Origin of the sequence: Azoarcus sp. DD4 (genome assembly GCF_006496635.1) — a bacterium.
Taxonomy (GTDB): Bacteria; Pseudomonadota; Gammaproteobacteria; order Burkholderiales; family Rhodocyclaceae; genus Azoarcus.
Map to the genome: position 1 here is coordinate 1,956,870 of NZ_CP022958.1, position 20,308 is coordinate 1,977,177.

Sequence of the window (20,308 nt, forward strand, 5' to 3'; positions counted from 1 at the left end):
AGATTGCAGCCGTGCGACAGGGCAGGGGCGCCGGTGCCGGCGGCTAGCGGATGCGTCCGGCCAGCGCGCGCGCCTTGGCCAGCCAGGCTTCGCGGCGCTGCGGCGCGGCACCTTTCACCGGGCCCAGCAGCAGGGTCCGCACTGGCCGGATGCCGCAGAATTCCAGTGTGGTCTTGCGCATCTGGTGCACCGCCGGCATGCGGTATATCCAGCGGAAATACCAGGGCGGGGTATCCATGCTCACCACGAGGTCGGCACTGCGGCCCTTCAGCAACGGTTCCGGAAACAGCGCCCCCGTCCGGTACTGGAAGGCGAAACCGGGCAGGAAAACGCGGTCCAGCATGCCTTTGAGTACCGCCGGCACGCTGCCCCACCACACCGGGAAGACGAAGGCGATGTGTTCGGCCCACCGGATGGCGGCCTGCACTTTCACCAGATCGGCTTCGAGCGCCTGGATGCGGTTGTAGCCCTCGTGCAGACTGGGATCGAAATCGAGTTCGCCCAGGCGCAGCAGCGTGACCTCGTGCCCCGCCGCTTGAGCGGCTTCGGCATAGGCATCGGTGAGCGCGCCGCACAGGCTTTCGTGCGAGGGATGCCCGAGTATCACCAGGATGCGTTTGCCCATCGTCTTCGCTCCATGCTGGAAAGGGCGAACAGGCTAGAGCTTGCCCTTGGGGGCAGAGTCAAGCGGGGGCGTCTTCCGGCAGTGCGGCGCGGGCCGCTTCGCAGTGTGACGCGGCGACGGTCGCAGTGCTGGCGAGGCAGGCGCGGATTTCCGCATGTACTGCGTCGAGTCGCAGGTCGAGCGCGCGCAGGCGTTCGATTTCGGCCGTGATCGCGGCGCGCCTGGCTTCGATCAGCCGGCACAGCACTGGCCAGTCCGGTTCGCCGCCGCCGGCGACCAGCGGCTGCAACTCGGCCAGGCGAAAGCCCAGCGCCTGCGCCTGACGGATGAGCTCGACCTGCGCTACATCCAGTTCCGAATACACCCGGTAGCTGCCGCTGCGCCCCACCGTGCCGAGCAGGCCGAGGGCCTCGTAGTGGCGGATCGCCTTGGGCGAGGCGCCGGTCCGTCGGGCGATTTCTCCGATATACATCTGCAATCCTCTTGCGCGGCGCCTGCTGCGCCGCAAGGTGGCGCCGATCGCTTAGAATCGCGCCTTCCGATTTGTCCGCATTCCGAGTCCCACGATGGCCGCCAACCAAGTCCGTACCCGTTTCGCGCCCAGCCCCACCGGCTACCTCCACATCGGCGGTGCCCGCACGGCGCTGTTCTCCTGGGCCTATGCCCGCCGCCACGGCGGCAGCTTCATCCTGCGCATCGAGGATACCGACGTCGCCCGCTCCACCCCGGAAGCGGTGCAGGCCATCCTGGACGGCATGAAGTGGCTGGGCCTGGAGCACGACGAGGGCCCGTTCTACCAGATGCAGCGCATGGATCGCTACAAGGAAGTGATCCGGCAGATGCTCGCCGCCGGCACCGCCTACCACTGCTACACGTCGAAGGAAGAACTCGACGCGCTGCGCGCCGAGCAGGAAGCGAGGAAGGAGAAGCCGCGCTACGACGGCCGCTGGCGCCCCGAAGCCGGCAAGACGCTGCCGACGCCGCCGGCCGGCGTGCAGCCGGTGGTGCGCTTCAAGAACCCGACCACCGGCGTGGTGGCCTGGGACGACCTTGTGAAGGGCCGCATCGAGATCGCCAACACGGAACTCGACGACTTCATCATCGCCCGCGCCGACGGTACGCCGACCTACAACTTCTGCGTGGTGGTGGACGACTGGGACATGGGCATCACCCAGGTCATCCGCGGCGACGATCATGTGAACAACACCCCGCGCCAGATCAACGTGCTGCAGGCGCTCGGCGCCACCGTGCCGCAGTACGCCCACCTGTCGATGATCCTCGGCGACGACGGCACCAAGCTCTCCAAGCGCCACGGCGCGGTGAGCGTGATGCAGTACGACGACGAGGGCTATCTGCCGGAAGCGGTCATCAACTATCTCGCGCGCCTCGGCTGGAGCCACGGCGACGACGAGATATTCAGCCGTCAGCAATTCGTCGAGTGGTTCGACCTCGACCACATCACGCCCTCGGCCGCGCAGTTCAACACCGAGAAGCTCAACTGGCTGAACGCCCACTACATCAAGCAGGCCGACAACGCCTACCTGGCGGCCGAAGTCGCCAGCCGGCTTGCCCGCCGCGGCGTGAATCCGGAGGCCGGCCCGGCGCTGGAAGCGGTGGTGGCGCTGTACAAGGACCGCGCCGGCAATCTCAACGAGCTGGCCGATGCGGCCGAACTCTTCTGCGTCGAAGTGCATGCCGCGCCCGAGGTGATCGGCCAGCACCTCACCGAAACCGCGCGCGCCGCGCTCGCCAGCCTGCGCGCCCGCTTCGAGGCGGCAAACTGGGACAAGGCGGCGATCAACCAGGCGATCAAGGACACCATGGCCGAGCACGGCCTCAAGATGCCGCAGGTGGCGATTCCGCTGCGGGTGGCGCTGCTCGGCGTGCCGCAGACGCCGTCCATCGACGCGGTGGTCGAAGTGCTGGGCCGCGAGCGCGTGCTGTCGCGCCTGGCGCACCACCTCTGAGCCCGTCCGCCGGCCGATCCGGCCGGTGACTCGCGGCGCCCGTCCCGCCTTGCGCGGGGCCGGCGCCGCGCCGTTTTCAGCGCACGAACTTCTGCGGCCGCAGCACGCCGACGTCGGCCACATAGGCCACCATCGCGTAGTGGCGGAAGTATTTCTCCTCGACGTGGGTGGTGATCGCCAGCGCGGTCGCCGCATCGCACAGGATCTCCATGCGTATGCTGCGGTCGGCGTCCCAGATGCCCTGGCGGTCGCCGTGGCTGCCGTGGCCGCGCACGTCGCTCACCGTGTAGCCGTGGGCGCCGAGCGTCATCACGTCCTTTTCCAGCGGGCCTTCGAGGGCCTCTTCGGCGATGATCACCACCAGTTTGCAGGGATGGGTGTTGGGCATGGTCAGCTCCCGTGGACAAAGCTCACGATGCGCTCGTAGAGCGGAATCCCGAGCAGGATGTTGAAGGGGAAGGTGATCACCAGCGCCGCGGTGATCGACAGGCCGGGGTTGGCCTCGGGCACGGCGATCCGCATCGCCGCCGGCGCGGCGATGTAGGAGGCGCTCGCCGCCAGCGTCGCCAGCAGCAGCGTACCGCCGGCCGACAGGCCGATGGCGAGGCCGACCACGCTGCCGATGACTGCGGCCACCACCGGCATTGCCACCGCGAAACCGACCAGGAAGGCGCCGCTGGTGCGCAGGGCGCCGGCCTGGCCGGCGGCGACCAGGCCCATTTCGAGCAGGAAGAGGCAGAGCACGCCCTTGAACAGGGTGAAGAAGAAGGGCTCCAGCGGCACCAGGCCCTTGGGCCCGGCCACCCAGCCGATCAGCAGGCCGCCGGCCAGCAGCACCATGCTTTTGCCGAGGAAGATCTCGTGCAGCAGCGGCCCCCAGCGCACGCTGCGCAGGTCGCCGCCGAGGCGGGCGAGCAGGATGCCGACCGCGATGCCGGGCATCTCCAGCAGCACCAGGAAGAGCGGCAGGTAGGCTTCGTAGGGGATGCTGCGCGCGGTGAGGTAATCGACCCCGACCGCGAAGGTGACCACGCTCACCGAACCGTAATGGCCGGCGATGGCGGCGGCGTTGTAGCGGTCGAGTCGGCCGAGCTTGTGCAGGATGGGGAAGGCCACCAGCGGAATCAGCGCGCCCAGCGCCAGCACCGCCAGCGCCTGGGGCGCCACCTGCAGCGGGTCCTGTTTGGCCAGTTCCATGCCGCCCTTGAGGCCGATCGCCAGCAGCAGGTAGATCGACAGGGCCTCGTAGAGCTGGCCCGGCAGCTTGAGGTCGGAACGGGCAAGGCGCGCGGCGAAGCCGAGCAGGAAGAAGAGCGGAATCGCATCCATATCGTTGGTCTTGTCAGGAGGAAAAGTGCCGTGGCCGCGGGCTGAGCGCGCTCATTCCTCGGTGCGCGGCATGCGCACCGGACGGAGCAGGAAACGGGCGGGATCGACGGCCTCCACCAGATCGCGTTCGACCGGCAAAGGTTCCCCGTCGAGCCGGCTGGCCAGCGTCTCGGCCGCCAGCGCCGCCCACACCAGGCCGCGCGCGCCGAAGCCGGAGAGTGCGTACAGCCCCGGCTGGCGGGGGATGTCGTCGAGCTTGCAGGGTTTGTCGAGATGGTCAATCGCCGGCACCGCACCGACCAGCGGCAGGCGGTCGGGCGAGGCCGGGCGGAAGCCGACACGGCCGGCGAGCCGGGCCGCATCCAACCCGGCGGTATAGCCGGGCAGCATGGCTTCGAGCTTGTCCAGGTTCTCGCGGTGGTCGCCCTCGCGCAGCGTGCCGTCGTCGTCATCGACGTCGAAGGTGGCGCCGGCGCAGCGCAGGCCATCGACCGCCGGGCTGACGTAGCCCATGCGGCACATCACCACCCTGGGCGGGCTGCCGGCGTCGGCGGGCAGCAGGCTGACCTGGCCGCGCGCGCTCACCACCGGCAGTGCCGCGGCGAGCGGGAAGCCGGCGATGCCGGTGCCGGCGGCGAGGATGGCGACCGGCGCCGCAGCGACGACCGCGCCGTGCTCATCGACGGCCTGCCAGAGATCGTCCGCGCGCGCCAGCCGCACCCGGGCATTCCAGTGCGTGCGGATGCGCTCGCCGCCGGCGGCGAGGTTGGCCGCGCACAGGCTGGGCGGCTGCACCCAGCCGCTGTCGCCGAACCACCAGCCGCCGAGCGGCACCGGCCAGCCGCCAAGCTCGCCGGCTTGCGCGGCGGTGACGAAACGCAGATGGTGAGCGGGCAGTTGCAGGCGCTCGACCACCGCCCGCATCTTCGCCTCCTGCGCAGCGTCGCGGGCGAGATGCAGCACGCCGCAGGGCTCGGCGCGGACTGCGAAGCCGCGTGCCTGCAGGCGCCGGATGTGGCGCCAGCCGTAGAGGCTGCCGGCGCGGGTCAGCCGGCCCATGCGGTTGTCGTCGAGGCTGGGGAGCGGGCGCAGCACGCCGGCGTGATTGCCGGAGGCGCCCCGGCCGGGGCCGTCGGCGGCGTCGATCACATCCACCGTCCAGCCGCGCGCGGCGAGACGTTCGGCGACTGACGTGCCGGCGACACCGGCGCCGATCACCAGCGCCTGGCGCGCCGATGCGGCGTCGGTCGCCACCGCCGGCTCGCGGCCGAGGTAGCGGCCGCGCAGCATCTGCCGCTTGCCGCCGAAGCCGGGCGCCTTCTCGACCTCGAAGCCGGCGCGGCGCAGCCCTTCGCGCACCTCGCCGGCCACCGACCAGGTGGCCAGGGTGGCGCCGGGTGCGGCCAGCCGGGCGAGCAGGTGGAAGATGCGCGCCGACCACAGCTCCGGGTTCTTAGCCGGCGAGAAGCCGTCGAGCAGGAAGGCGTCGGCGCGTGCGTCGAGCTGGGCGAGGCCGTCGCGCGCATCGCCTAACCACAGCGTCAGGCAGACCCGCCCATCGTCCAGGTGCAGGCGATGCACGCCGGGCGCGAGGCAGGGCCACTGCGCCTGCAGTTCGGCGGCAAGCGGGGCAAATTCCGGCCAGCGCGCATGCAGGCGGACGAGATCGTCCACGCGGAAGGGGTGGAGTTCGCAGGACACGAAGTGCAGGCGTGCGCTGCGCTGCGGATCGGCGCGCCAGGCGGCCCAGGTGGCGAGGAAGTTGAGGCCGAGGCCGAAACCGGTCTCGACGATGACGAAGCGTTCGCGTCCACGCCAGCGCGCCGGCAGGCCATTGCCGGCGAGAAAGACGTGGTGGGCCTGGCCGAGACCGCCATCGCTCGAGTGGTAAACGTCGTCGTAGGTGGCGGAAAACGGGGTGCCGTCGTCGGCAAAGCTGAGGCTGGCTGGGGTGATGGGCATGGCGGGCGCCATGGTAACGCGCCCGCCGCGCCACAGGTAGCGGGCGGCCCTGCCGTCCGCCATGGTGGTGCCCGCCTAGTTGCAGCTCGCGACTTTCTGGATGCGATCGAGCGGCGTCGGTGCGGCCGGCGCGCGTACCGCGAACCAGGCGGCCAGCGCGTCGAGGTCCACGTCGCCGCCGAGCTGGTCGGTGCCGAGGTTGAACACGCTGAAGTTGTCGCCGCCGGTGGCGAGGAAAGAGTTCATCGTCACCCGGTAGGGGGCCGCCTTGTCGATCGGGGTGCCATTGAGCATGACCGAGCCGTCGCACAGGTAGTTACCGCCCAGCGGGCTGACGCCGGGGGTGAAGGTGTGCTTGTAGCTGAACCCTTCCGATACCTGCAGGATGCGGCCGCTGGCCGACTGGCCCACCGCCCACTGCTGGTTGAGCAGGTCGTGGATCTGCTGGCCGCTCAAGGTCTTCACCACCAGGCTGTTGCCGAAGGGTTGCACGGTGAAGGCCTCGCCGTAGGTCACCTGGCCGTCGCCTTCGCCGGCGCTGCTGCCGGCGTAGGTGAAGTCGGCGCGGATGCCGCCCGGGTTCATGAAGGCCACGACCGCGCCGCCCTTGTCCGCCGGCGCGGTCGCCAGCAACTGGCCGTCGGCGATCACGTCGCCCAGCACCGATTCGCCGGCGGCGTTGGCGCTGCGGCTGAGCGTGGCGGTGATGCTGCCGATCACCCGGTTGGCGATCGGGCCGCTGAGCGCGTTGTAGTTGGCGACGATGCCGGCGATGGCGGCGTCCGGCACGATGGGTTCGGCGGCGCCGAGCGCGTTGTTGCGATCGACTACGAGGTTCGTGGCGCGGGCGGCGATGACGTCGCGGCGCCGGGTGTCCAGCACCAGGTCGATGCGGGTGAGGAGCCGGCCGTAGGAGCCGGCGCTGGTCACCGGGATGCTGCGGCCGTTGCGATTGGGCAGCGTGCAGTTGTAGGCGGCGTGGGTGTGGCCGGAGACGACCAGGTCCACCGCGTCGTCCAGCCGCTGGACGATGTCGGCGATGGGGCCGGAAATGCCGTTGCAGCCGTTGATGCCGCCGCTGGCGTAGCCGCCCTCGTGCACCAGCACTACGACCGCGTTCACGCCATCGTCCTTGAGCTTGCCGATGAGCGCATTGACCGTGTCGGCCTCGTCGCCGAACTGCAGCCCGACGATGCCGCCGGGCGTGACGATGGACGGCGTGCCTTTCAGCGTCATGCCGATGAAGGCGACGCGGATGCCTTTGTATTCTTTGATACCGTAGGCCGGGAAGACAGTCTTGCCGGTGGTGCCGTCGGTGACGTTGGCGGCGAGGAAGTCGAAGGCAGCGCCCTCGAAGGGGTAGGGCGTGCCGACCGCGTTGCCCTGGCAGGAATTGGCGTCGGTCGGGTGGCAGCCGCCGGCCTTCATGCGCAGCAACTCGTCCTTGCCCTCGTCGAACTCGTGGTTGCCGACCGCATTGAAGTCGAGCCCGAGCCGGTTCATGGTTTCGATGGCGGGCTCGTCGTGGAACAGCGCCGAATTGAGCGGACTGGCGCCGATCAGGTCGCCGGCCGATACCACCACGCTGTTGGGGGCGGAAGCGCGCAGCTGCTTCACCAGGCCGGCGAGGTAATCGACGCCGCCGGCACGCACGCCGGAGAAGCCGTCGGCGCTGCTCGACAGCGTGAGGGCGGCGCCGTCGATGTTGCCGTGGAAGTCGTTGAAGGCGATGACGCGCAGCTTGAGCGTCTTGCCGACGTTGGAGCGCGCTGCCGCGCTCATCAGTTCGCCGTACTCGCGTTCGCTGACGAGGCCCTTGCTGCGCCAGTCGCGGGCGAGCGCGCCGAAACCACTGACGAATTCGCCATGGTTGCCGTAGTTGGCGCCTTCGGCATCGGTGTCGACGATGAGGTCGTTGAAGCAGTTCTCGCCGACGGCGCGGTTGTCCACCTGGGTGAGCACGCGGCCGGCGGCCTCGCCGAAGCCGACCTTGCCGCCGCATTCGGCGGCGAAGAGCGGCTGCGTACAGGCAAGGCCGACCAGCAGGGCGAGGGTCTTGATCTGGAAATGCATGGAAAATCTCCGGGGGCGGGGAGCCATCACCCTGCCAGTTGCATTTTGCATTGCGGTGACGCTGCCGCGGCAGCCGCGTGAAGCGGGCTGCCACAGCGTGACATCGGTCACCGTCGGTGCTTACTTGTCCGCTGCGTGCGGTACGCGCACCCCGACGCTGGCGGTGCCGACGTTGCCGGCGTAGTCCGTTGCCCGGTAGGTGAGGGTGTAGATGCGGCCGCTGCCGGTGCCGGCGCGTTCGGCACGCAGACGGAAGTTGCGCTCGTCGACGACCACGATGTCGTTCGCGCTGTGGCCGTCGCCGATGCCCTGGTCGGGCTCGTTCGAGCTTACCGACACCAGCTTCACCGCCGGCGCCGGATCGCGGTTGTCGCGCACGTCCACCGTCACCGCCACGTCGACATACTGGTGATTCGCCGGCCACAGCACGTCGGGTGTGGCAGCGAGCTGCAGCACCGGCGCCTCGCCGTCGAGGTCGAGGCCGACCACCACCGGGTCGTGGTCGGAGGCGCGGAAGGCGTCGGCGGCGTAGTAGCCTGCGATCTGCGCGGCGCTCTTGAAGTTGGTGTTGTAATCGAGCGCGCCCGGTTCGTCGGCGTTGATGTGCCACCCGGCGACGCCGCTCACCTGCCGCGCCAGCGAGGGCGAGGCCAGCGCATGGTCGAGGTAGCCCCACTGGCCGTCGAACACGTAGCTGTAGGCGGCGCTGCCGAGGTCGCGGGCGACGAGGTCGGTGTAGCCGGCGCCGGTCAGCGCGGTCACCGGGTCTTCCTGGGCGTAGGCGTTGAGGTCGCCGATGATGAGCACGTCCTTGTCTCCGGCGCCGGTCGGATCGGTGGCGAGCCAGGCGGCCAGTTCGCGCGCGGCCTGGCTGCGGGTCTGGTTGCAGTCGCCCTGGCCGTCGCCGATGTCAGGGTCGGACGGCACCGGGGCGATGTTGCCGGCGCAGGACGAACTCTTGGACTTGAGGTGATTCACCACCACCGTGAAGCGGCCGCCGTCGGCGGCGCGGAAGCTCTGTGCCAGCGCCGGCCGGTTGCGGCCTATGGTGCCTTCGCTCACGGTGGTGTAGAGGCCGAAGGCCGCGCGGTCGAGTACGGCAGTGCCGAGCGGGCTCACCCGCGGCGGCTGGTAGATCAGGCCGGTCTTGATGGCGTCGGTACCGAGCACGTTGGTCTTGCCGGTCATGGCGTCGGCGTCGATGTAGGCATAGCGGCCGGGGCCGGCCGCGGCGTTGAGGCGGGCGACGAGGTCGGCGATCGCACTCTGCGCGCCGTAGCCGTCGTTCTCCACTTCCATCAGGCCGACGATATCGGCGTCCAGCCCGAGGATGGCGGCCACGGTCTTGGCCGCCTGGCGTTCGAACTCCGGTGCGTCGTCGGCACCGCGGCAGTCGGTGGCGCCGCCGCCCAGGCCGTAGCGGCAGTTGTCCACCTCGTCGGGCAGGCCGTCGAAGGTGTTGAAGTAGTTGAGCAGGTTGACGCTGGCCACCCTGAGCCTGCCGCCGATGGTGTCCGGTGCCGCCGGGCGCGGGTTGGTGGCGCCGAATTGTGCGTTGCCGCCGAGCGCGTTCTCCGGACGGACGCGCCAGGCGTTGCCGCTGGCGCTGTTGCCCGACCAGCCCCAGGTCAGCACGCCGACGATATTGCTGGCGCTGTCGCCGCCGCGCAGGGTATTGACGGCCGACAGCGGCGCACCGTCGCGGCCGAAGCGGACGGGGTCGGGGTTCTGGGTATTGTCGGCGTCGTCGAGGATGATGCGGTTGAGGTCGTTCTCGGCCTGGCGGGCTAGCGCCGCGGCGCCCGGCGCGACCACCGCGGTGGGCTGGGGCAGACGGTCGCCGCTGGAGAGCACCACCTGGCCGAAGCGGCCGAGCTGGTAGTGCTCCGTCACGTACAGCGTCTGCGGCAGGCGCACCAGCATGCCTTCGTAGCGTTCCAGCACGTCCGCGCCAGCGAGCGGCAGATGAATGTCGGTCGGGCTCACCGTGCCGGTGCCGCAGCGGGTGATGGCAGTCGCGCTGACCTGAGTCTGGCCCTGGAATTCGCCGGCGGTGCCCGCCACCTGGACGAGGTCGCCGAGGGCGACGCTGTCCTTGCCGCCGTTGTAGACGAAGAGGCCGTCCGAGGTATCCGGGTCGCCGTCGCCGACCGGGTCCTGGATGTAGAAGCCGCGCAGCTGGCTGCCGCCGGCGGGGAGTTCGTAGTCGCCGACCACCACACCGCGGGTCGTCACCGTGCCGGTCACGGCTGCCGTGGCGCCGTGCCCCTGGATCTGGCCGATGGCCGTGTAGGCGCCGCTGCAGGCGTTGCCACCGCCGCCATTGCCGGTGCCTCCGTCGCCACTGCCGTCACCCGGCGTGGCGAGGTGGCTGCCGAGGCCGTCGAAGGTGTTGGTGGCATAGCCGTCCCATTCGAGCGCCGGATCGAACGCGTCGTCCGCCACGGTGTCGCCGCGATCGATGGCCGCCTTGCGGCGCAGCGTGTTGTCGGCGGTGCTGGCCAGCGCGCTGCCCCACTCGGCGCCGGGGTCGCTGCCGATCCGGCCGATCACGTCGATGATGCTGCCGTCGGTGCCGCCCTTGCGCAGCACCACCGCGTCGTCGCCGTTGTACCAGCCGTTGGTGTTGGTGTGGTCGGCCCGCGCGAGGACGGCGGGATCGGCGGCGGCCTGCGCCAGCACGAAGACTTCGCCCGCGGCCACGGTGCCGACGAGCGGGATGCTGAGGCCGGCGCTGCTTCCGCCGTTGAAGTACATCTGCACGACGTAGCCGCCGGCGGCGAGGTCGATCGGTGCGCTGGTGCCGTTGTAGATCTCCAGCGCCTTGTTGTTGGCGCTGCCTTCCACGTATTCGGAGAAGAACAGCTCGGTCGGCGCAGCGCCTGCCGGGCCGGCGGTCAGCTGCAGGCTTGCCAGGAGGAGCGCAACGACAGTGGGGCGAAGTGCTGGGGTGGCGGGCATCATGTTTATTCCCTCGGTATGGATGCCGGCAGCGTAGGGGCCGACTGTTGCGGCTTCTTGAAGCCGGCTGGCGAGGGAGGCGGCAAGGGGCGCGAGTGTAGCCTGAGCGGATGGCGGCAGGCTGTGCGACGGGTTGATCTCGGCTGCGCCCCGGCGCACGATGGCGATGCGAGCGGTCTTTCCTTCCTGCAGGAGCGAAACATCATGCTTGTCGGCGTACCCAGGGAAATCAAGAACAACGAGTACCGTGTGGGCCTGACCCCGGCGAGCGTGCAGGAGCTGATCGCCCATGGCCACCAGGTACTGGTCGAGCACGACGCAGGAGCGGGCATCGGGCTGGGCGACGAGGCCTACGCTGCCTCCGGCGCGACCGTCGCGGCGACTGCCGACGAGGTCTATGCGCGCGCGGAGCTGATCGTCAAGGTCAAGGAGCCGCAGCCCGGCGAGTGTGCCCGCCTGCGGGCCGGCCAGGTGATCTTCACCTATCTGCATCTCGCTGCCGACCCGGTGCAGGCGCGCGCATTGCTCGATGCCGGCGTTACCGCGATCGCCTACGAAACCGTGACCGACGGCCGCGATGGCCTGCCCTTGCTTGCGCCAATGAGCGAGGTGGCCGGGCGCATGTCCATCCAGGTCGGCGCGGCCTGCCTGGAAAAGCCCAGCGGTGGCGCGGGCCTGCTGCTGGGCGGCGTGCCCGGCGTGGCGCCGGCCAAGGTGGTGGTGCTCGGCGGCGGCGTGGTCGGCTACAACGCGACCCGGATGGCGGTGGGCTTGGGCGCGCGGGTGACGGTGGTGAACCGCTCGATCGAACGCTTGCGCCGGCTCGATGCCGAGTTCGGCAACCGCATCCGCACCCAGGCCGCCACCGCGAGCGACATCGAGGCGCTGGTGCTCGATGCCGATCTGGTCATCGGTGCGGTGCTGGTGGCGGGTGCCGCCACGCCGCGGCTGGTGCCGGCGAGCTGGCTGGCACGGATGCGGCCGGGCTCGGTGCTGGTGGATGTCGCCATCGACCAGGGAGGCTGCTTCGAGACCAGCCACCCGACTACCCACACGGATCCGACGTTCGTAGTTGATGGCGTGGTGCATTACTGCGTGGCCAACATGCCGGGTGCGGTGCCGCGCACGTCGACCTTTGCACTCAACCACGCCACGCTGCCTTTCGTCCTGGCGCTGGCCGACAAGGGCTGGCGGCAGGCGGTGGCCGACGATGCGAACCTGCGCAACGGCGTGAATATCCACGAGGGCAAGGTTACCTGTACCGCCGTCGCGCAGGCGCTCGGCCTGGTTTGAAGGTACAGGGCGATGCCGGTGGAACGGGAGGCGCGGAAGGGGCAGGGGCTGTTGCGCCGGCTCGGCTTTGCCGCGAACGGCCTGCGGACTGCGTTGATCCGCGAACGCAGCCTGCGGACCCAGGCGCTGGCGGCCGTGGGCGTGCTGCTGGTGCTGGTACTGACCCGGCCGCCCGCACTGTGGTGGGCGATCGGCCTGCTGGCGATCGGGTTGGTGCTGGTGGCCGAGCTGGTGAACACCGCGCTGGAGACCCTGGCCGATCATCTGCATCCGGAGCGCCATCCGGAGATCCGTGTGGTCAAGGACATCGCCGCCGCCGCGGTGCTGCTTGCCAGTCTGGTCGCGCTGGCGGTTGCCGTCGCTTTCTGCCTGCGCTGAGTCGTCGGACTGTTTGCCGATTTCGGGCACTCTTGCCGGGGTAGTCGGTCTACCCGATTGCCGGAAGCCCTGCCTATCGACAAGGGGCGTGGCCTGAGCGCGAAGGCGATGCCTCCGGGGTGCGGGCGGGCATCCGGCACTCCTACAAAAACAAGCACGGGGAGCAATCGGCAACAGAGGAGGTCGTCATGACGCTCCACGATCTGCCCAAGATGTTCTACTCGTACTCCGAAGGCTGGCCGGAATTGGTCCGCATCCACCCCTCGGTCGCCAAGCTGTTTTCCCTTTACGTCATGCCGATGTCGCTGATTCCGCCGGCGATGTTCGTCTATTCGATGGTGGTGACGCCGGGCGCGGTCTTTCCCGCGCTGGTACCCCAGATCACCGCGATGGAAGCGCTGGCGGTGGTGATCGCCTTCTATCTGGCGCAACTGCTGATGGTGCCGCTGATGGCTTCCATCATTCAGCAGATGGGTGACGTGGTCGACGTCAAGCCTGCCTACCACGAGGCCTTCATGCTGGCCGCGGTGGCACCGACCCCGTTATGGCTGTCGGCGCTGGCCCTGTTCGTGCCGTCGGTGTGGTTCGGCGGCCTGGTGGTGGCGGTGGCCTGGGTGGCGTCGGCGGCGCTCATCTACCACGGCGTGTTGCCGCTCTTCCAGATGGAAGACAGGAGCAAGGCGCGGGTGATGGGCACCTTCGTGCTGATGGCCGGCGTGATTGCCTGGGCGGCGCTGATGGTAGTGCTGGCCCTCGCCTTGAGCATGATCCTCGGCCTGCGCTGAAGGCATAGAGCGAAGAAAAACCCGCCCGGCCAGACGGCCCGGCGGGTTTTGGCGTGTCCGCGGATCGGTGATGCTTACTCGGGTCGCATCTGCGGGAAAAGGATGACGTCGCGGATCGACGGGCTGTCGGTCAGCAGCATCACCAGGCGGTCGATGCCGATGCCGCAGCCGCCGGTGGGCGGCAGGCCGAATTCGAGCGCGCGGATGTAGTCGGCGTCGAAATACATGGCTTCCTCGTCGCCGGCTTCCTTGGCCTGGGCCTGGGCCATGAAGCGCGCGGCCTGGTCTTCCGGATCGTTGAGCTCGGAGAAGCCGTTGGCGATTTCGCGGCCGACGATGAAGAGTTCGAAGCGCTCGGTGATTTCCGGGTTGCTGTCGGAGGCGCGGGCGAGCGGCGAGACCTCCACCGGGTAGTCGATGATGAAGGTCGGCTCCCACAGCTCGGCTTCGGCGCAGGCTTCGAAGAGTTGCAGCTGCAGGCTGCCGAGGCCGCCCGGCTTCACCTTTTCGCCAAAGGCCTGGATCTTTTCCTTGACCCATTCCGCGTCGGCCAGCTGGGCTTCGGAGAAGCCCGGGTGGTATTTGCGGATCGCCTCGACGATGGTCAGGCGGTGGAAGGGCTTGGAGAGGTCGAGCTCGCGGCCCTGGTAGACGAAGCTCTCGGCACCCAGCGCCTCGCGCGCGGCCTGGCGGATGAGGCCTTCGGTGAAGTTCATCAGGCTCTTGTAGTCCGCGTAGGCCTCGTAGAACTCCATCATGGTGAATTCGGGGTTGTGACGCGGCGACAGACCTTCATTGCGGAAGTTGCGGTTGACCTCGAACACCTTCTCGAAGCCACCGACCACCAGGCGCTTGAGGTAGAGCTCCGGCGCGATGCGCAGGAAGAGTTCCATGTCGAGCGCATTGTGGTGGGTGACGAAGGGCTTGGCCGCGGCGCCGCCGGGGATGGGGTGCATCATCGGCGTCTCGACCTCGAGGAAACCGTGATTGACCATGTAGTTGCGGATCGACTGCACCATGCGGCTGCGCGCCACGAAGGTGAAGCGGGTCTGCTCGCTCATGATCAGGTCGAGATAGCGCTGGCGGTACTTCTGCTCGACGTCGGTGAGGCCGTGGAACTTGTCCGGCAGCGGACGCAGGCTCTTGGTGAGCAGGCGGATCTCGCTGGCCTTGACGGTGAGTTCGCCGGTCTTGGTCTTGAACAGGGTGCCGACGCAGCCGACGATGTCGCCGATGTCCCAGTGCTTGAAGTCCGCGTACACGTCCTCGCCCACGCCGTCGCGCTGGACGTAGAGCTGGATGCGGCCGGAAAGGTCCTGGATGGTGATGAAGCTGGCCTTGCCCATTACGCGCTTGAGCATGACGCGGCCAGCCACCCTGACCTCGACGGCGATGCCTTCGAGTTCTTCCGGTTCTTTCTCGCCGTAGAGTTCGTCGAGCTTGCCCGCGGTGTTCTCACGCGAGAAGTCGTTGGGAAAGGCACGGCCGCTGGCGCGCCACTGCGCCAGTTTTTCGCGGCGCTCGGCGATGATGTGGTTTTCGTCCTGGGGGGCTTGTGTAGCGTTCTGGTCGGACATGATTCATCAGCACTGTGATCAAGGCCGCAATTGTCGCAGGCGCGCCACCGTCGAGCAAATCGGAGTTGCATGAAACGGCGCAGATTTCCGGGGAAAGCCGGGTTTTGGCGCGATTGTTGCTCGGAAAACAGCTACCCCTTACCGGATGGAGTCCGCAATGCCGTCGTTCCCGCTGCATGCCGCCCGGCTTTCCGACTGGGCCGTGACGCACCTGCTGGCCCCTGCCGATGTCGATTGCACCACCACGGTGATGCTCAAGATCCTCGACGGCAAGTGCAAGATGGGGCCGCGCGACAAGGATGTGATCCCGGTGCTGTACGACGCCATCCGTCACCGCCCGGGCCAGTTGCTCGGCGAGGACATGCACACGCTGATCGCCCGTGCCCGCGACGGCGAGCGCGAGGCGCTGGTGGCAGAGATCTACGAGCACCGGGTGCTGGCCGAGACCGCAATTTCCCGCCCGGTCATGAAGGCCTACAAGGCGCGCCTGCGCGAAGCCGGCGTGCTTGGCGGCAGCGGCGGCGAATGAGGTTCAGGGTGCGGTCAGCAGGGCTTCGTAGAGGCGCAGGTCGGCCGGCGAGAAGCAGCAGAAGACGACCAGATCGATGGCGTCCGATCCGGCAAGGGTGGTTTGCACCGTGTGCACCGCGATGCGGGCCGCCTGGTCGGGCGGATAGCCGTACACGCCGGTGCTGATGCAGGGAAAGGCGATGGAGCGCAGCTGGTGGGCCGCCGCGAGTTCCAGCGAGCGCCGGTAGCAACTGGCGAGCAGGGCTGCTTCGTTGTGCATGCCACCGTGCCAGATCGGGCCGACGGTGTGGATGATGCAGGGTGCTGGCAGGCGGAAGCCGGGTGTCAGCTTGGCGTCGCCGGTGTCGCAGCCGCCGAGCTGGCGGCAGGCTTCCAGCAGCTCGAAGCCGGCGGCGCGGTGGATCGCCCCGTCGACTCCGCCGCCGCCCAGCAGCGAGCGGTTGGCGGCATTCACGATGGCGTCTACCGGCAGCGTGGTGATGTCGGCACGAAGGGCTTCCAGCTGTGCGGGCATGGCGGTTGGATCGGCGGCCTGACGGGGCGTTCCCGCGCGGGTGGTGTTCCGGCTCAGCGCTTCTTCTTGGGGATATTCCAGCCGTCGTGGGTGACGTTGCCGAACTGCTCCCCGGCGCTGATGCTGCCTGTCAGCTTGATGCTGCTCGAGCTGTCCTCGTACAGCGCATAAAGGTGCCAGAGCTTGGCGTCGAAACCGAGGGTGAGGTGCAGCTTGTAGTTCCAGCTCTTGCCGACGCGCTGCCACTGGTGCAGACCCTTGACCACCATGATGCTGGAATGGTCGGTATCGAGCAGTTCGCCCAGCTTGGAGCCGAACTTGTTGAACTTGATGGCGCGGGCGGTGGAACTGCCGAGCAGCGCGGTCACCTTCTCTTCGGTGTTGTAGTTGTTCATCAGCCAGGCGTCCCAGGTGCTGGCGCCCGGATTGAGACGCAACAGTCCGGTGTCGTTCCAGGCACTGCTGGCGTAACCGCGGTAGAGCGTATGGGAACCGTCGTGAAACTCGAGGGACATGATCGTCCGGCCTCCGGGGTGGGCTGTCGGGAAAGCGGGTGAAGTACGCGTGGTGAGGCGGTCAGCGGCCGAGCACGTCGTCGCGGACTGAGGCTGCGACCTGCCCGACTTCGGCGATCAGCGCCTGCGGCACGCCGAGTGCGCCCAGTGTGGCGGCGAGGTTTTCGACGACGGCGTCGAAGTGGCTGTCGTCCAGACCGAGCTTGTCGACCAGCTGCTGATGTGCAGCGCGCATGTTGCGGCCGTGGTAGGCGTTCGGTCCGCCGAAGGCGAAGGTCAGAAAACTCTTCTGGTGCTGGCGTTGCCGCGCCATGTCGGTACTGCTGAAGAAGTGCTTGATGCGGGCGTCGGCCAGGACCTTGCCGTAGAAGATGTCGACCGCGGCCTCCACGGCGGGGGCGCCGCCGAGCTTGTCGTACAGGCTGGTCATGCTGGCTCCTTGTCAGGCGGAATGGGTATTGCCGGAATTGTAGTGCACAGCGGCGCGGCGGCATACGACGTCCGGATGAGGTGGGCCGCCCGCTGCGCTCAGGATTGCGCCGCGGTGTCCAGCCGCGCGCCATCGCGCAGCAGGCGGGCGAAGTGCTCGGCCGGCAGCGGGCGGCTGAACAGGTAACCCTGCATCTCGTCGCAGCGGTGGCGGCGCAGGAAGTCGAGCTGGTCGCCGTCTTCCACACCCTCTGCGATCACCGTCTGCTGCAGGCTGTGCGCCAGCGAAATCACCATCAGCGCGATGGCGGCATCCTCGGCCGAGGTGGCAATGTCGGTGACGAAGGAGCGGTCGATCTTGATGCTGTCGATGGGGAAGCGCTTGAGGTAGTTGAGGCTGCAGTAACCGGTACCGAAGTCGTCGAGCGAGATCTGCACGCCGATGCGCTTCAGCTCCTGCAGGGTGACGATGGTGCGCTCGGGATTGCTCATCACCGCGCTCTCGGTCACCTCGATGTGGAGCTGGCCGGGCGGTATGCCGTAGGTGTCGAGCGCGCGCGCCAGCACCGTGGTCAGCTGTTCGTGCTGGAACTGGCGGGCAGAGACATTAACCGCGATGCTGAGTTCGGGTAGCCCCTGGTCGCGCCAGGCGCGTGCCTGGCGACAGGCGCTGTCTATGACCCATTCGCCTATCGGGACGATGAGCCCGGTCTCTTCGGCGAGCGGGATGAAGTCGCCCGGCGGCACCATGCCCAGCCGCGGATGGCGCCAGCGTATCAGGGCCTCGGCGCCCACCACCCGGCCGTGGGCGAGTTCCACCTTGGGCTGGTAGTGCAGTTCCAGTTCGTGGTGCTCGAGCGCGCGGCGCAGGCCGTTTTCCAGCTCCAGGCGTTCGAGGATGCGTTCGTTCATCTCGGGCGCGTAGAACTGGAGCCGGCTGCGGCCGAGTTCCTTGGCGCGATACATCGCGACGTCGGCGTGCTTGAACAGGGTTGCGGCCGTCTCGCCGTCGCGCGGGTACAGCGAGATGCCGATGCTGCCGGTGATGATGATTTCGCGGCCGTTCAGTGTCATCGGCGTCGACAGCGTGTCCAGCACCTTGCAGGCCAGGGTGGCGGCGTCGTTCACCGTGCTCATGTCCGACATCACGATCATGAACTCGTCGCCGCCCAGGCGCGCCACCGTGTCGCCCCTGCGTACGCTGGCGAGCAGGCGGCGGGCGGCCTCCTGCAGCAGGGCGTCGCCGGTGCCGTGGCCGAGGCTGTCGTTGATGAGCTTGAAGCGGTCGAGATCGAGCAGCATCACCGCCACCGCGGCGTTGTCGCGCGCGGCGCGGATGATGGCGCGCTGCATGCGGTCGTTGAGCAGGTTGCGGTTGGCGAGCCCGGTGAGCGCGTCATGGGTGGCCTGCTGCTCGAGTTCGGCCTCGTAGCGCGTGCGCTCGGTGACATCGTTGAAGATGGAAATGAAGTGCGAGACGTCGCCGTGCGGATCGCGCATTGACGCGAGCGAGATCTCGTTCCATAGCAAGGAGCCGTCCTTGCGGTAATTACGCAGCGTGACGCGGGCGTCGTGACCGTGGCGTACCGCTTCGCGCAGGCGTTCGATGTCGGGTTGGTCCCAGTCGCTGCCGAGCAGGAAGCGGACGTTGCGGCCGATGGCCTCGTCGGTGCTGAAGCCCGTCATCAGCGTGAAGGCGCGGTTGGCGTAGATCACCGGGTTGTCCGCCTTGCGGTCGGCGCGGCTGATGACGATGGCGTTGATGCTCTCTTCGATGGCGCGATTGCGCAGCTCCAGCATGGCGGCGAGCTGCTGCTGCACCACGCGGGCGCGCAGGGTGTGGATGCCGAAGGCGATGTCGTCGGCGAGTTCGTCCAGCAGCTCGACCTCGTCGGCGTCGAAGGCGTCCGCTTCGGTGGCGACGATGCAGAGCACGCCGTAGGTTTCGCCCTCGCAGTGCAGGGGCAGCGCGGCGGCGGCGTTGAAGCCGCGCTCCACGGCGATTTCGCGCCAGCGCTGCAGACTGGCTTGGGTGGTGAGATCGTGCACGATCTGCGGCACACCCGTGCGTATCGCCATCCCCGCCGGGCCGCGGCCGTACTCGTTGTCGGCCCAGGACAACTTCGTCACCTTCAGGAGACCCTTGTCGTCGCCGGCGCTGGCCACGGTTTCCAGGGTGCTGCCGGGGTCGTGGCGGACGAGGCTGACCCAGGCGGCGCCGTAGCCGCCGAGATCGACGAGGAAACGGCACATGTCGTGCAGCAGGGTGGCCTCGTCGGCGGCCCGCACCAGCGTCCGGTTGCACTCGGCCATCACCTTGCGGGCGCGCAGCACGCGGCGCAGCTGCTGTTCGGCGAGCTGACGGGTGCGGATCTCGGCGGCGAGGTCGGTGGCGCGGCGCTCCAGCTGGGCGTAGAGGTTGCGGTTCTCGTAGATGCGCCCGGCCTGGGCGGCGTGGGCGCGCGAGATCCATTCGTCTTCTTCGGTGAATTCGCTGGCGCCGACCTTGTCGAGCAGGCAGACCCAGCCGAACACCGCGATGGCCGAGGCGATGGGTGCGGCCACGCCGCAGTGCACCGGCGGGAAGCCGCTGGGCAGGCCGACGCCTTCCGGCTGGCCGCCCGGGTTGCGAAAGCGGATGGGACGTCCCTCGGCCATCACCTGCGCGAACACGCCGCGGTCGATCACCGGGTTTTCCAGCCGGCCGGATTCCTCCGCCGACAGGCCATAGCCCCACACGCCCACCGCATGGCCGTTGCTGCTGGCCTGGATGCACAGCAGGGCATAGCGCGCGCCGGTCAGTTCGCGCGCGCCCTGGCAGACCTTGTCGAGCAGGATATGCGGATCGCGTTCGGCCGACAGCTGCAGGTTGAGCTCGGTGAGTGCAGCCAGGCGCTGGTTGGCGCGTTCCAGTTCGTCGGCCTTGGCGGCCAGCTTGTCGGTGAGGAGGCGCAGGTGGTCCTGCTCGAAATTCTCGCCGGGTGGGGCCACCGGCGGTGGCGACTGGCTGAGTGCCAGATCGATCGCCTCCATGATCTCTTCCGGCATGCTGGGCTTGGCCAGGATGCGCGACACGCCCAGCTCGCCTGCCAGGCTGCGGGCTTCGCGCTCGTGGTAGTTGGCGGTGTAGAACATCACCGTGGTGTCGGCCACCGCCGGGTCGGCGCGCAGCTGGCGCACGAACTCGTAGCCGTCCATGGTGGGCATCAGGATGTCGCAGATCACCAGCTGCGGGCGTGCCCTTCGTACCGCCGCGAGTGCCTCGGCTCCGTCGCCGGCTTCGACGGCTTCGTGGCCGGCGTAGCGGGCGAGGGTGGCGATCAGCTCGCGGTTGGCCGGATGATCGTCGACGATCAGTATTGTGGCCAT

17 protein-coding genes are annotated in these 20,308 nt (G+C 68.6%); 5 read left to right on the top strand and 12 right to left on the bottom strand.

The annotated features are described in order from the left end of the window. Positions 1 to 43 precede the first annotated feature (43 nt). Positions 44 to 625, bottom strand: a complete 582-nt coding sequence (locus CJ010_RS09170) for an NAD(P)H-dependent oxidoreductase (RefSeq protein WP_141017749.1) — start codon at positions 623 to 625, stop codon at positions 44 to 46. 58 nt (positions 626 to 683) lie between these two features. After that, positions 684 to 1,097: a MerR family transcriptional regulator gene (locus CJ010_RS09175; protein WP_141017750.1), complete on the bottom strand. Its 414-nt coding sequence runs from the start codon at positions 1,095 to 1,097 to the stop codon at positions 684 to 686. A gap of 94 nt (positions 1,098 to 1,191) precedes the next feature. Here CJ010_RS09175 and gltX point away from each other — a divergent pair, with 94 nt between their 5' ends. Continuing rightward, entirely contained in the window at positions 1,192 to 2,592 is a 1,401-nt protein-coding gene (gene gltX / locus CJ010_RS09180) for a glutamate--tRNA ligase (RefSeq protein ID WP_141017751.1), read from the top strand. 76 nt (positions 2,593 to 2,668) lie between these two features. Here the strand turns inward: gltX and CJ010_RS09185 are convergent, their stop codons facing one another. The 5 genes from CJ010_RS09185 to CJ010_RS09205 all read right to left on the bottom strand — a co-directional run bounded on the left by CJ010_RS09185 (position 2,669) and on the right by CJ010_RS09205 (position 10,920). After that, on the bottom strand, positions 2,669 to 2,980 hold the full coding sequence (locus CJ010_RS09185; protein ID WP_141017752.1) for a P-II family nitrogen regulator: 312 nt from the start codon (positions 2,978 to 2,980) through the stop codon (positions 2,669 to 2,671). A 2-nt stretch (positions 2,981 to 2,982) separates the two neighbouring features. Next, a complete protein-coding gene (locus CJ010_RS09190; protein ID WP_141017753.1) occupies positions 2,983 to 3,921 on the bottom strand; it encodes a sodium-dependent bicarbonate transport family permease in 939 nt (312 codons plus the stop codon). A 51-nt stretch (positions 3,922 to 3,972) separates the two neighbouring features. Further along, complete coding sequence (gene mnmC, locus CJ010_RS09195) at positions 3,973 to 5,883, bottom strand: bifunctional tRNA (5-methylaminomethyl-2-thiouridine)(34)-methyltransferase MnmD/FAD-dependent 5-carboxymethylaminomethyl-2-thiouridine(34) oxidoreductase MnmC (protein WP_141020634.1); 1,911 nt, start codon at positions 5,881 to 5,883, stop codon at positions 3,973 to 3,975. Positions 5,884 to 5,958: 75 nt separating this feature from the next. Next, positions 5,959 to 7,956, bottom strand: coding sequence for a bifunctional UDP-sugar hydrolase/5'-nucleotidase (locus CJ010_RS09200; RefSeq protein WP_141017754.1), 1,998 nt, complete (start codon positions 7,954 to 7,956; stop codon positions 5,959 to 5,961). A gap of 120 nt (positions 7,957 to 8,076) precedes the next feature. Continuing rightward, positions 8,077 to 10,920 (bottom strand): ExeM/NucH family extracellular endonuclease, encoded by a 2,844-nt coding sequence (locus CJ010_RS09205; protein WP_240794540.1) that lies wholly within the window; start codon positions 10,918 to 10,920, stop codon positions 8,077 to 8,079. A gap of 201 nt (positions 10,921 to 11,121) precedes the next feature. Here CJ010_RS09205 and ald point away from each other — a divergent pair, with 201 nt between their 5' ends. From ald to CJ010_RS09220, 3 genes are all read left to right on the top strand, one after another. Beyond that, complete coding sequence (gene ald / locus CJ010_RS09210; RefSeq protein ID WP_141017755.1) at positions 11,122 to 12,210, top strand: alanine dehydrogenase; 1,089 nt, start codon at positions 11,122 to 11,124, stop codon at positions 12,208 to 12,210. 12 nt (positions 12,211 to 12,222) lie between these two features. Beyond that, positions 12,223 to 12,588, top strand: coding sequence for a diacylglycerol kinase (locus tag CJ010_RS09215; protein ID WP_141017756.1), 366 nt, complete (start codon positions 12,223 to 12,225; stop codon positions 12,586 to 12,588). Positions 12,589 to 12,776: 188 nt separating this feature from the next. Further along, the gene (locus tag CJ010_RS09220) at positions 12,777 to 13,373 is read left to right on the top strand and encodes a Yip1 family protein (RefSeq protein ID WP_141017757.1); all 597 of its coding nucleotides are present in this window, start codon (positions 12,777 to 12,779) and stop codon (positions 13,371 to 13,373) included. 74 nt (positions 13,374 to 13,447) lie between these two features. Here the strand turns inward: CJ010_RS09220 and lysS are convergent, their stop codons facing one another. Then, positions 13,448 to 14,950: a lysine--tRNA ligase gene (gene lysS, locus CJ010_RS09225; protein WP_141017758.1), complete on the bottom strand. Its 1,503-nt coding sequence runs from the start codon at positions 14,948 to 14,950 to the stop codon at positions 13,448 to 13,450. 157 nt (positions 14,951 to 15,107) lie between these two features. Here lysS and CJ010_RS09230 point away from each other — a divergent pair, with 157 nt between their 5' ends. Next, on the top strand, positions 15,108 to 15,479 hold the full coding sequence (locus tag CJ010_RS09230; protein WP_205754922.1) for a hypothetical protein: 372 nt from the start codon (positions 15,108 to 15,110) through the stop codon (positions 15,477 to 15,479). Between the two features lie 3 nt (positions 15,480 to 15,482). Here the strand turns inward: CJ010_RS09230 and CJ010_RS09235 are convergent, their stop codons facing one another. The 4 genes from CJ010_RS09235 to CJ010_RS09250 all read right to left on the bottom strand — a co-directional run bounded on the left by CJ010_RS09235 (position 15,483) and on the right by CJ010_RS09250 (position 20,308). Continuing rightward, positions 15,483 to 15,995: an O-acetyl-ADP-ribose deacetylase gene (locus CJ010_RS09235; RefSeq protein WP_141017759.1), complete on the bottom strand. Its 513-nt coding sequence runs from the start codon at positions 15,993 to 15,995 to the stop codon at positions 15,483 to 15,485. Between the two features lie 53 nt (positions 15,996 to 16,048). Continuing rightward, entirely contained in the window at positions 16,049 to 16,510 is a 462-nt protein-coding gene (locus CJ010_RS09240; protein WP_141017760.1) for a hypothetical protein, read from the bottom strand. Positions 16,511 to 16,571: 61 nt separating this feature from the next. After that, positions 16,572 to 16,940, bottom strand: coding sequence for a group 1 truncated hemoglobin (locus CJ010_RS09245; protein ID WP_141017761.1), 369 nt, complete (start codon positions 16,938 to 16,940; stop codon positions 16,572 to 16,574). Between the two features lie 98 nt (positions 16,941 to 17,038). Continuing rightward, a complete protein-coding gene (locus CJ010_RS09250) occupies positions 17,039 to 20,308 on the bottom strand; it encodes an EAL domain-containing protein (RefSeq protein WP_141017762.1) in 3,270 nt (1,089 codons plus the stop codon).

Excerpts from the sequence above, each read along its gene's own strand:
- CJ010_RS09170 (WP_141017749.1), bottom strand. The coding sequence starts at position 625 with ATGGGCAAACGCATCCTGGTGATACTCGGGCATCCCTCGCACGAAAGC.
- CJ010_RS09175 (WP_141017750.1), bottom strand. The coding sequence starts at position 1,097 with ATGTATATCGGAGAAATCGCCCGACGGACCGGCGCCTCGCCCAAGGCG.
- gltX (WP_141017751.1), top strand. The coding sequence starts at position 1,192 with ATGGCCGCCAACCAAGTCCGTACCCGTTTCGCGCCCAGCCCCACCGGC.
- CJ010_RS09185 (WP_141017752.1), bottom strand. The coding sequence starts at position 2,980 with ATGCCCAACACCCATCCCTGCAAACTGGTGGTGATCATCGCCGAAGAG.
- CJ010_RS09190 (WP_141017753.1), bottom strand. The coding sequence starts at position 3,921 with ATGGATGCGATTCCGCTCTTCTTCCTGCTCGGCTTCGCCGCGCGCCTT.
- mnmC (WP_141020634.1), bottom strand. The coding sequence starts at position 5,883 with ATGCCCATCACCCCAGCCAGCCTCAGCTTTGCCGACGACGGCACCCCG.
- CJ010_RS09200 (WP_141017754.1), bottom strand. The coding sequence starts at position 7,956 with ATGCATTTCCAGATCAAGACCCTCGCCCTGCTGGTCGGCCTTGCCTGT.
- CJ010_RS09205 (WP_240794540.1), bottom strand. The coding sequence starts at position 10,920 with ATGATGCCCGCCACCCCAGCACTTCGCCCCACTGTCGTTGCGCTCCTC.
- ald (WP_141017755.1), top strand. The coding sequence starts at position 11,122 with ATGCTTGTCGGCGTACCCAGGGAAATCAAGAACAACGAGTACCGTGTG.
- CJ010_RS09215 (WP_141017756.1), top strand. The coding sequence starts at position 12,223 with ATGCCGGTGGAACGGGAGGCGCGGAAGGGGCAGGGGCTGTTGCGCCGG.
- CJ010_RS09220 (WP_141017757.1), top strand. The coding sequence starts at position 12,777 with ATGACGCTCCACGATCTGCCCAAGATGTTCTACTCGTACTCCGAAGGC.
- lysS (WP_141017758.1), bottom strand. The coding sequence starts at position 14,950 with ATGTCCGACCAGAACGCTACACAAGCCCCCCAGGACGAAAACCACATC.
- CJ010_RS09230 (WP_205754922.1), top strand. The coding sequence starts at position 15,108 with ATGCCGTCGTTCCCGCTGCATGCCGCCCGGCTTTCCGACTGGGCCGTG.
- CJ010_RS09235 (WP_141017759.1), bottom strand. The coding sequence starts at position 15,995 with ATGCCCGCACAGCTGGAAGCCCTTCGTGCCGACATCACCACGCTGCCG.
- CJ010_RS09240 (WP_141017760.1), bottom strand. The coding sequence starts at position 16,510 with ATGTCCCTCGAGTTTCACGACGGTTCCCATACGCTCTACCGCGGTTAC.
- CJ010_RS09245 (WP_141017761.1), bottom strand. The coding sequence starts at position 16,940 with ATGACCAGCCTGTACGACAAGCTCGGCGGCGCCCCCGCCGTGGAGGCC.
- CJ010_RS09250 (WP_141017762.1), bottom strand. The coding sequence starts at position 20,308 with ATGGCCACAATACTGATCGTCGACGATCATCCGGCCAACCGCGAGCTG.